Raw genomic sequence first — 8,269 nt, forward strand, 5'->3', positions numbered from 1 at the left:
GACAAGTCAATCGTTGGGATTCATCGTGAAACAACGAGGTGCACATGCGCCTCAAGAATGACAGCCCGTCATTCACCCCTGTTCTCCCTCAGTCCAGGGCAATCGGGCCTCAGGATTTACACCATTCCAAGGGACGCGGCCATCAGGCTTCAGTCAGCCGCGTTGTGCCTCAGCACACATCAGCCCCTTAGAGCCCTTTATGTCGCTCTCCCATTGACCAGGATAGCGACTGCTTTGATGATGAGCACCTTGGTTCAATCCCTGATGCTCCCACAGCAGCTATCATGGACAGGCACCGCCGGGACTGCTCACTTGAACAAGATGGTTGGGCCACTGCGTCGAGCTTCGATCTATGGTGTGGTCAGCTATGCGGGGCTTGTTTTAATCAACAACTCCGAGTTGAATCTTCCCAACATGTGGATCGCTTATCTGCCGATGTTCATCGGCGTCTATGTGCTGACGCAGTGGGTCGATAAAAAGATCGGCAGCTGAGCCCACCGATCGGCCCACGCTCAGCGCTGAAGCAGCCAACGCAGCAGCGACAGGCCGATGATCAACCCAACACCAGCGTTCCACAGCAGCGAGGGCCTCTGGGAGAGGCCCTGCAGCCAGCGGGGCAGCCGATCGCCCCAGTGCTCCAGCGCCAGCACCGCCAGCAGCAGCACGACCAAAGGGATGCCGATCGCCAACACCAGCTCAGGCAGCATTTCAGCGCTCGCTTCTCTTGGCACCGTACCCAGCTGAATCGAGAGCGGCGCAACTGGGCAACCTTGAGGCCATGACAGGCTTCAGGGATTGGCGGATCTGCCGCATGAAGGTGACACCACTGCGGCTGACGCCGGGGGAAGATCTGCGCCTGGCGCTGGAGAGCTGGATGACCCAGCAGAGCGAGCAGGCCGGCTGCCTGATCAGCGGCATCGGCAGCCTGTCGGTGGCCCAGCTGCGGCTGGCCGGCCGAGAGGAGAGCACCATCCTCCGCGGCGAGCTGGAGATCCTCAGCCTGGCCGGCACGCTCGGCGCCGATGGAGCCCATCTCCAGATCGCCATCGCCGACAGCAGCGGATCGGTGATCGGCGGCCATCTCTGCCTGGGATCTCTGGTGCGCACCAACCCCCTGAGGAGCCTGATCAACCCTCGGCTTCATCAGCTGGAGGCGGCGGCAACCGTCGTTCCACCTGCAGAAACACCAGCCAGGCCGCCGCGGCGCTGAGGCCACCGGTCCAGTCGCTGCGCAGCAGCTCCAGGATGGCCACCGTGCTGGCGCCGATGCGCAGGCCCCGCAGAGCAAAACGACCCAGTTTGTCCGGATTGATGGGCATTGGCTGGGGGAATGGCAAACGCGCTTCGCTGCTGGCGGGAAGCAGTGGAGGATGAGTGGCGCCAGGATTGAGCCACTGCACTGTGCCCATGTTGCTGCCCAGCCCCCTCTGCCCCTTCTGCCCCCTCACGGCCGCCAGGATCGCTGGACTTCAGGCCACGGTGCTGCTGCTGCTCACCCTGCTGTTCAAAGCCAGGATCCAGATCAAGGCCGCTTCTGCGCTGGGCTTGGTTCTGCTGGCCCTGCAGACGCTGGTGTTCCTGACGGCCACTGGCGCCCTCGGCCTGGCAGCCATCGGCGCTGGAGCCCTGGCCCTGAACCGTCGCCAGGCGCAGGCGGCGTGACGGCGGCGCTGCCCCCATGGCGGCCATTGCTGCGCGGGGCCCGCGAGAGGGAAGGACGATCTCCAGCGGCCCGCTGGCTGCAGCTCGCCACAGTGGCCGCGGATGGCACGCCACGGGTGCGCACCCTCGTGTTCCGCGGCTGGGCCGAGGCCTCCGTGCTGGACCTGCTCAGCGACGGACGCAGCGCCAAAGCGGCTGAGCTCCGGCAGCAACCGGCTGTCGAGCTGTGCTGGCTGCTGCCCAGAGCACGCTGTCAGTTCCGCCTGCGCGGCCAGCGGCTGGTCCTGCCCGCAGACGTCGAGCAGCAGCAGCGTCAACGGCATTGGCAGAGCCTGAAGCCCAGCGGCCGTGCCCTCTGGGGCTGGCCTGCACCGGGAGCAGCGCTGGCCGCCGCAGAGGAGTTTCCAACTGAACTCTCCGACGAGGTGCCGCTGCCTGAGCCGTTCGAGCTGCTGCGCATCGACCTGGAGCAGGTGGAGTTACTGGAGCTCAGGGATCACCCACACCAGCGCCGCCGTTGGTGCCGCTCCAACGAGTGGAGCGAGAAGCGTCTCAACCCCTGAGGGAGGGCCCTTCATCACCCCATCGATTCGATCAGCCCAGCCGCCGTGAAGCGTTGATGGGCAACAGGCGATGCTGCGCCCAGGTTCTGGTTCAACACCAAGAACCGATCACCAGGGCCAGGCGCTGAACAGCAGTTGCAACGCCGCGAATCCCGCCAGACAGGTGGCGGCCAGCAACGGGATGGTGTGCAGCACGGATGAAACCCTTCTGGCTCTCCGGTCTACTCAAGCTCCCCTGCCGATCCAGGCTCATTCAGTACAGGTGTGGAGAACAACAGACACATACGCAGATGAAGTTATGTTGTCGAACGCGCCTGGGTTCCTTGCTGGCCTGGGTACCGCTTCAGGAGACAAAGCGTCGATAGAGCCAGCGCACGAAACCACCCACCACCGGCACCGGCTCAAAGGTGGGGCCGACGAAGTCGAAATAGTCGCGATGCTCAACGATCATTCCGTTGGCAGCCAGGCGCAGGCGCGTGGCGCCGGGATAGATGAATTCGATGCCTTTGATCTTCAGGCCCATCGTCCATTCCACGAAGGCCGTCTCGCCACTGAGCGCCACGGCGCCGGGTTCAAGAAAGATATCGTCGCAGCGGCCCATCAGATCCTCCTGGGCTGCGATGTAGGCATCGATGCCGGATCGCTCCTGGGTGGGGTCCTGAAAATGGACCGCGTTGTCGTAGACAGCACGCCACTGCTCGGCCGTGGGTCCCGCAGCGCCGTAGGGCTTGGTGAACAGGGCCTTGAGGGTCTCCTCAGTGAGCGGCGGGGTCAGAACGGCGTTCATGGCAGCTCGGTGAAAGGACGGAGCGATCAAAGGCCTGACCGGTGAAGGGCAGACCAGTGGATCGACTGAGGTTGGCGGCTGGCTGGCTAGCTGGCTGGCAGGGGTTGAGCTCAGCGGCGGCCAGCGTTGGACGAGCCTGCACTGGACTGGGCATGCACCCTCACCGGGGCCGGTTCCGCGTAGCCGTGATCGCTGAACGCCGAGCTGGCAGTTTCCGCTTCATCACTGGCCAGCAGATCAGAGACGATTCCGGCATCGATCGAAAAACGACCGGGACCATTGAGCAGAATGGCCAGGCTGCCGCCGAGATAAAGCACCACCAGCTCAAGCAGATAGATGTTGAAGCCGCTGGTGAGGATGTGGTGGTAACCCGCCACGGCCATGGTTCCCACCAGGGCCAGAGCGCCGATCGGGGTCAGGAATCCCAGGATCACGAACCACGAGCCGAGGATTTCGGAAAGACCGGCCACATGGGCCATCACGCTCGGGAAGGGCATGTGCAGCGGCACCAGATAGGCGGCGGCAAAGCTCTCGGGGTTGGCCAGCTTCTCCTGGCCATGATGAATCATCATCGTGCCGATCGCCAGCCGCAAAATAAGTAGGCCGGTGTTGGTGAGGCGATCGTTTTTAAGAAAGTAACGGCTCAGGACGCTGGACATCGGATCAGAAATCGGTTCGGTGCAGGGGGAGAAAACAGTGGTGAAATCGCGTGAGCGCAGGCTGCGCTGCGGGATGTCAGTTCTGGGGGCTGGAGGGCTTGGAGAGGCTGTAGGCCCAGAGAGCGACGCTGGCGGTCATGAAGCCCAGAAACAGTTCCAGAAGAGTGAGGGTGCTCATGGCTTGAAAAGCGACGTGCATCCACTATGGCTCGCCAGATTAAGAAATGTGATGAACGTGCCGCCAGGGCGGGGAGCAGCTGGTCCCCAGTGGCCCTGACAGCCCCCCCCCGCCGGCATGGGTTTCTACGCTGGGCCCACCCTTTCGGATCGCTCCCGCCAGGCGGCTGCTCTGACCCCATGGCCGGCAAGCGCACCCTCAACAGCGTCAACCTCGAAAGCCTTGGGGCAGCGGTCCTCGCTGAGCTGCTGATGGAGGTGAGCGGCGGCAATGCCGTGATCCAGAGGCGCCTGCGCCTGGCCCTCGCCGCTGCTGAGGGGGCCAGCGAAGCGGCCCAGGAGGTGCGCAAGCGTCTGGCGGCCATCGCCCGTTCCGGCACCTATGTGGATGTGCGCAGGCGCAAGGCGCTGCTGGCTGAGCTCGACTCACAACTCCAGGCGATCAGCGGTCCGATCGCCGCCGCCGACCCACGCCTGGCCATGGACCTGCTGCTGCGCTTCCTGCAGCTGGGCGATGGGGTGCTCGATCGCTGCTCCGACAGCACCGGCAGCGTGATCGGGGTGTTCCGCCAGGCAGCGGCCAGCCTGGGCCCGATCGCCTCAGCCGCCCAGCTGGAGCCCGCCAGGCTGGCGGAGCAGGTCTGTGATCTGCTGGCCGACAACGGCTATGGCCAGTTCGATCAGCTGATTCCAGCGGTGGCCGAGGCCCTGGGCGAGCCGGGGCTGCGGCAGCTGGAGCAGGCCTGCCGTGAGCGCGGGGCCAGCGATGGCCATGTCGCCCTGCTGCAGATCGCCGAATGCCGCGGCGATGTGGACGCCTACCTGGCCCAGTTCAGCGCCAGCCAGCTCAGCTGGCCGAACACCGCTGCCGATGTGGCCAACCACCTGCTGGCGGCGGACCGCCCGGAGCAGGCCCTGGCCGTGCTGGATGGCGCCGCCAGGGGGGCAAGCACCTGGCACTCACCCGAGTGGGACCTCTCCCGCATCGCTGTGCTGGACGCCCTCGGCCGCGCTGAGGACGCCCAGCAGCTGCGCTGGCAGAGCTTCCGCAGCACCCTCTCGATTCCGCGGCTGCGCGATTACCTCCAGCGGCTCGAGGCCTTCACGGACGCCGAAGCCGAGGAGCGGGCCTTTCTGGTGGCGGAGGAGCACGCGATGCCCCTGCTGGCGCTGGAGTTCCTGGTGGCCTGGCCAGCCCTGCCCCGGGCTGAGCGCTTCGTGATCGAGCACTGGCAGGAGTGGGACGGTGAGGCCTTCGAGGTCTTGGGCCCCGCCGCCGAACGGTTGGGCGCCGACCATCCCCTGGCGGCGGTGGTGTTGCTGCGGGCGATGGTGGTGTTTGCGCTGTCGATGGGCCGGGCCAAGCGCTACCGCCATGCCGCCGAACACCTGCAGACCTGTGAGCAGCTCTCCGCCCGCATCGACCACTGGCAGGGGATCGAGAGCCAAGGCAGTTTCATGGGCCGCCTGCGGGAGGCCTTCGCAATGAAGTGGAGCTTCTGGCAGTTGATCGACCGGTCGATCTGAGGCCAGAAGCTCCCCCGGGCCATTCAGCCGATGATGGGCTGCACGCAGGCTGAGCGATTCGGCCCCAGTTCTCTCTCGGTACCCGCTGATGCAGGCTCCATCACTTCTGCGTGCGCCCCGGCGGCTGTCAGCGCTGCTGAGTCTGGCGCTCGGCGTTGCTGTGATCAGTCCGGGGCCGTGGTCAGTGGCCCCCGCTGCCGCCTCTGGGCCGCCGCCGTCGCCGCGGCTGGTGACCACGGCCAAGGTGTCGGCGGCGCTGCCGCAGCTCGATGCCCTGGCCACGCGCCTGCTGCAGCAGACAGGGGTGCCGGGCCTGGCGATCGCGGTGGTTCACGACGACCGGGTGGTGTTCCTCAAGGGCTATGGGCTGCGGCAGGTGGGCACGGCCGAGCCGGTGAATGCCGACACGATCTTTCAGTTGGCCTCGCTTTCGAAACCGATCGCCAGCACGGTGGTGGCCGCCCTGGTGGGCGATGGGCGCGTGCGCTGGGACGATCCAGTGATCGGCGATCTTCCCGGCTTTCGCCTCGGCCCGCCCGCCATCGCCGAGGAGGTGACCCTGCGGGATCTGCTTTCGCATCGCAGCGGCCTGCCCGACCATGCCGGCGATCTGCTGGAGGACATCGGCTTCGATCGCGCCACCATCTTTCAGCGCCTGGGGGAGCTGCCGCTGGGGAACCGCTTCCGGGCCGTCTTCAACTACACCAACTTCGGCTTCAGCGCCGGCGCCATCGCGGCAGCCAACGCCAGCGGCCAGGGCTGGGAGGAACTCTCCAGGGAACGGCTCTATCGCCCGCTGGGCATGGAGCGCACCAGCTCCAGCCAGGCCGATCTGCTGGCGGCCTCCAACCGCGCCGTCCTGCATGTGCGCGAGGGCTCCGAGGGAGCAGCCAGCCGCCGCTGGCTGGCGCGCCACAGGCGCGACCCTGAGGCCCAGTCGCCCGCCGGTGGGGTGAGCTCCACAGCCCGCGATCTCTCCCAGTGGCTGCGGCTGCAGCTGGCGGGGGGGCGCCTGGGACCGGTGGCGGTCGGCCGGCAGATCGTGGCCGCAGACGCCCTGGCCGACACCCATCGCCCCTTGATCACCAGCTCACCGGCGGCCAATCCAAGCGTGACCCGCAGCGGCTTCTACGGGCTGGGCTGGAACGTGAGCAGCACCGACCAGGGCGCCGTGCAGCTCAGTCATTCGGGTGCCTTCGCACTCGGTGCCGCCACGGCGGTGTTCCTGCTGCCGGGGGAGTCGCTGGGCATCGTGGTGCTCAGCAACGGCGAGCCGATCGGGGTGCCTGAAACGGTGGCGCTGAGCTTTCTCGACCTGGCCCGCTTCGGCACAGTGGAGATCGATTACCTCAAGGCCCTGGGGGGAGTCTTTGCCCAGGTCACCGCGCAGGAATATCCGCGGGTGCCCCAGCCACCGGCGATTCCCGCCCCGGCGCGGCCGCTGGGGGTCTACAGCGGCACCTACAGCAACGCCTACGTGGGAGTGATCGCCGTGAAACCTGAGGGCAACGGCCTGGTGCTGGAACTGGGCCCCGAGCGCAGGCCCTACCCCCTCACCCACATCAGCGGCGACACCTTCCGCTATCAGCCCAGCGGCGAAAACGCGGTCGGCCCCAGCGCGGTGGCCTTCAGCGTCGGCAGCGATGGCCCCGCCAGCCGCGTCCAGATCGACATCTTCAACACCGACGGCCAGGGCGTCTTCCAGCGCCAGGCCTCCAGCACCACCCCATGAACGAGAACCCCGAGCCCAGCACGATCCAGCCCCAACCGCGCCGGATCCTGATCACCGGAGCCAGCTCCGGCATCGGCCAGCAGGCGGCCCTGCTGCTGAGGCGTGCCGGCCACCGGCTCTGCCTGCCCTGCCGTGATCAGGCCCGCGCGGATGCCACCCGCCAGGCCCTGCTGAAGGTCAACGTCACAGGCGGCGATGGCAACAGCGATGACGACGGCGATCTGAGCACCCCCCTCTGCGATCTGGCCGATCTCGAGAGCATCGAGCGCTGCACCGAGGTGCTGCTGGCCGCCGCTGAGCCGATCGATGGCCTGGTGCTCAATGCCGGCCTGCAGGACAGCGGCGCCAGCGAGCCGCGGCGCTCGGCCCAGGGCCACGAGCTCACCATCGCCGTGAACCATCTGGGCCACCAGGCCCTGGCGATGCGGCTGCTGCCGTTGCTGGAGCGCAGCGAGACCCCGCGGCTGGTGATCACCGCCTCCGAGGTGCACGATCCCAGCTCGTCCGGGGGCCGCGTGGGCCAACCCGCTGGTCTGGGCGACCTGGCGGGCCTCAGGGCCGGCGCGGGCTTCTCGATGGTGGATGGCCAGACGCCCTTCAGCGCCGACAAGGCCTACAAGGACAGCAAGCTCTGCAATCTGCTCTTCGCCCGTGAACTGGAGCGGCAACGGCGCGGGAGCGGCAGGGCGATGCCGGTGCTGGCCTGGAGCCCGGGCCTGGTGATTCCCCGCAACAGCGGCGGCTTCTTCCGCTACAGCCGCCAGCACAACGAATGGGGCCAGCGGCTGTTCGCCCTGGTGGCCCGCGACCTGCTGCGCCTCACCGCCAGCCCCGAGCGGGCCGGGGCACTGCTGGCCGAGCTGGCCACCGCCCCCGCCTACGCCGCCCCTGGCTTCAGCTATCACGTCAACCGTGTGCTCGCTCCAGGCCGCCTGCGCTTCGAGCTCACCGAGCCCAGCCCCGAAGCCCGGAACGACGCCCTGGCGGCAGAGCTCTGGACGGTCAGCGCGCAGCTGTTGGGGCTCTAGGAGTTTGTTGCCAATAGAGCATCGAGCCTCTGAGCACGGCGAATCCTGGCCGCGCTGAACCACTTCATCGCTTCTGAGGCTCTGGTGTTCTGCTGAGCATGCCCATCGATGGGCCTGAATCAGCCCCGGCCACA

10 protein-coding genes are annotated in these 8,269 nt (G+C 67.0%); 7 read left to right on the forward strand and 3 right to left on the reverse strand.

The window, feature by feature from the left end; genetic code table 11:
* Positions 1-240: 240 nt before the first annotated feature.
* Positions 241-492 (forward strand): hypothetical protein, encoded by a 252-nt coding sequence (locus KQ304_RS03375; protein WP_259735710.1) that lies wholly within the window; start codon positions 241-243, stop codon positions 490-492.
* A gap of 20 nt (positions 493-512) precedes the next feature.
* On the opposite strand, the gene KQ304_RS03380 is transcribed toward KQ304_RS03375, so the two are convergent.
* On the reverse strand, positions 513-731 hold the full coding sequence (locus tag KQ304_RS03380; protein ID WP_259735711.1) for a hypothetical protein: 219 nt from the start codon (positions 729-731) through the stop codon (positions 513-515).
* A 47-nt stretch (positions 732-778) separates the two neighbouring features.
* On the opposite strand from KQ304_RS03380, the gene KQ304_RS03385 reads away from it, so the two are divergent.
* The 3 genes from KQ304_RS03385 (at position 779) to KQ304_RS03400 (ending at position 2,225) form a co-directional block, all read left to right on the forward strand.
* Complete coding sequence (locus tag KQ304_RS03385; protein ID WP_259735712.1) at positions 779-1,210, forward strand: PPC domain-containing DNA-binding protein; 432 nt, start codon at positions 779-781, stop codon at positions 1,208-1,210.
* A gap of 197 nt (positions 1,211-1,407) precedes the next feature.
* Complete coding sequence (locus tag KQ304_RS03395; protein WP_259735714.1) at positions 1,408-1,662, forward strand: hypothetical protein; 255 nt, start codon at positions 1,408-1,410, stop codon at positions 1,660-1,662.
* Positions 1,659-2,225, forward strand: coding sequence for a pyridoxamine 5'-phosphate oxidase family protein (locus KQ304_RS03400; RefSeq protein WP_259735715.1), 567 nt, complete (start codon positions 1,659-1,661; stop codon positions 2,223-2,225). The genes KQ304_RS03395 and KQ304_RS03400 overlap by 4 nt, the downstream gene beginning before the upstream one ends.
* 343 nt (positions 2,226-2,568) lie before the next feature.
* On the opposite strand, the gene KQ304_RS03405 is transcribed toward KQ304_RS03400, so the two are convergent.
* Entirely contained in the window at positions 2,569-3,012 is a 444-nt protein-coding gene (locus KQ304_RS03405) for a nuclear transport factor 2 family protein (protein WP_259735716.1), read from the reverse strand.
* Between the two features lie 110 nt (positions 3,013-3,122).
* Positions 3,123-3,671 carry a DoxX family protein gene (locus tag KQ304_RS03410; protein WP_259735717.1) on the reverse strand — a complete coding sequence of 183 codons (549 nt, stop codon included), beginning with the start codon at positions 3,669-3,671 and terminating at the stop codon, positions 3,123-3,125.
* 357 nt (positions 3,672-4,028) lie between these two features.
* On the opposite strand from KQ304_RS03410, the gene KQ304_RS03415 reads away from it, so the two are divergent.
* The 3 genes from KQ304_RS03415 to KQ304_RS03425 all read left to right on the forward strand — a co-directional run bounded on the left by KQ304_RS03415 (position 4,029) and on the right by KQ304_RS03425 (position 8,135).
* On the forward strand, positions 4,029-5,375 hold the full coding sequence (locus KQ304_RS03415) for a DUF6880 family protein (protein ID WP_259735718.1): 1,347 nt from the start codon (positions 4,029-4,031) through the stop codon (positions 5,373-5,375).
* Between the two features lie 229 nt (positions 5,376-5,604).
* Positions 5,605-7,107: a serine hydrolase gene (locus tag KQ304_RS03420; RefSeq protein ID WP_259735719.1), complete on the forward strand. Its 1,503-nt coding sequence runs from the start codon at positions 5,605-5,607 to the stop codon at positions 7,105-7,107.
* Complete coding sequence (locus KQ304_RS03425; protein WP_259735720.1) at positions 7,104-8,135, forward strand: SDR family NAD(P)-dependent oxidoreductase; 1,032 nt, start codon at positions 7,104-7,106, stop codon at positions 8,133-8,135. The genes KQ304_RS03420 and KQ304_RS03425 overlap by 4 nt, the downstream gene beginning before the upstream one ends.
* Positions 8,136-8,269 lie beyond the last annotated feature (134 nt).

Origin of the sequence: Synechococcus sp. CS-1329, from assembly GCF_025128055.1 — a bacterium.
In the GTDB taxonomy this organism is placed as follows: domain Bacteria; phylum Cyanobacteriota; class Cyanobacteriia; order PCC-6307; family Cyanobiaceae; genus Regnicoccus_A.

What these genes read in the sequence shown, in the direction of transcription:
- KQ304_RS03375 (WP_259735710.1), top strand. Translation starts at nt 241, where the DNA reads ATGAGCACCTTGGTTCAATCCCTGATGCTCCCACAGCAGCTATCATGG.
- KQ304_RS03385 (WP_259735712.1), top strand. Translation starts at nt 779, where the DNA reads ATGACAGGCTTCAGGGATTGGCGGATCTGCCGCATGAAGGTGACACCA.
- KQ304_RS03395 (WP_259735714.1), top strand. Translation starts at nt 1,408, where the DNA reads ATGTTGCTGCCCAGCCCCCTCTGCCCCTTCTGCCCCCTCACGGCCGCC.
- KQ304_RS03410 (WP_259735717.1), bottom strand. Translation starts at nt 3,671, where the DNA reads ATGTCCAGCGTCCTGAGCCGTTACTTTCTTAAAAACGATCGCCTCACC.
- KQ304_RS03415 (WP_259735718.1), top strand. Translation starts at nt 4,029, where the DNA reads ATGGCCGGCAAGCGCACCCTCAACAGCGTCAACCTCGAAAGCCTTGGG.
- KQ304_RS03425 (WP_259735720.1), top strand. Translation starts at nt 7,104, where the DNA reads ATGAACGAGAACCCCGAGCCCAGCACGATCCAGCCCCAACCGCGCCGG.
- KQ304_RS03405 (WP_259735716.1), bottom strand. Translation starts at nt 3,012, where the DNA reads ATGAACGCCGTTCTGACCCCGCCGCTCACTGAGGAGACCCTCAAGGCC.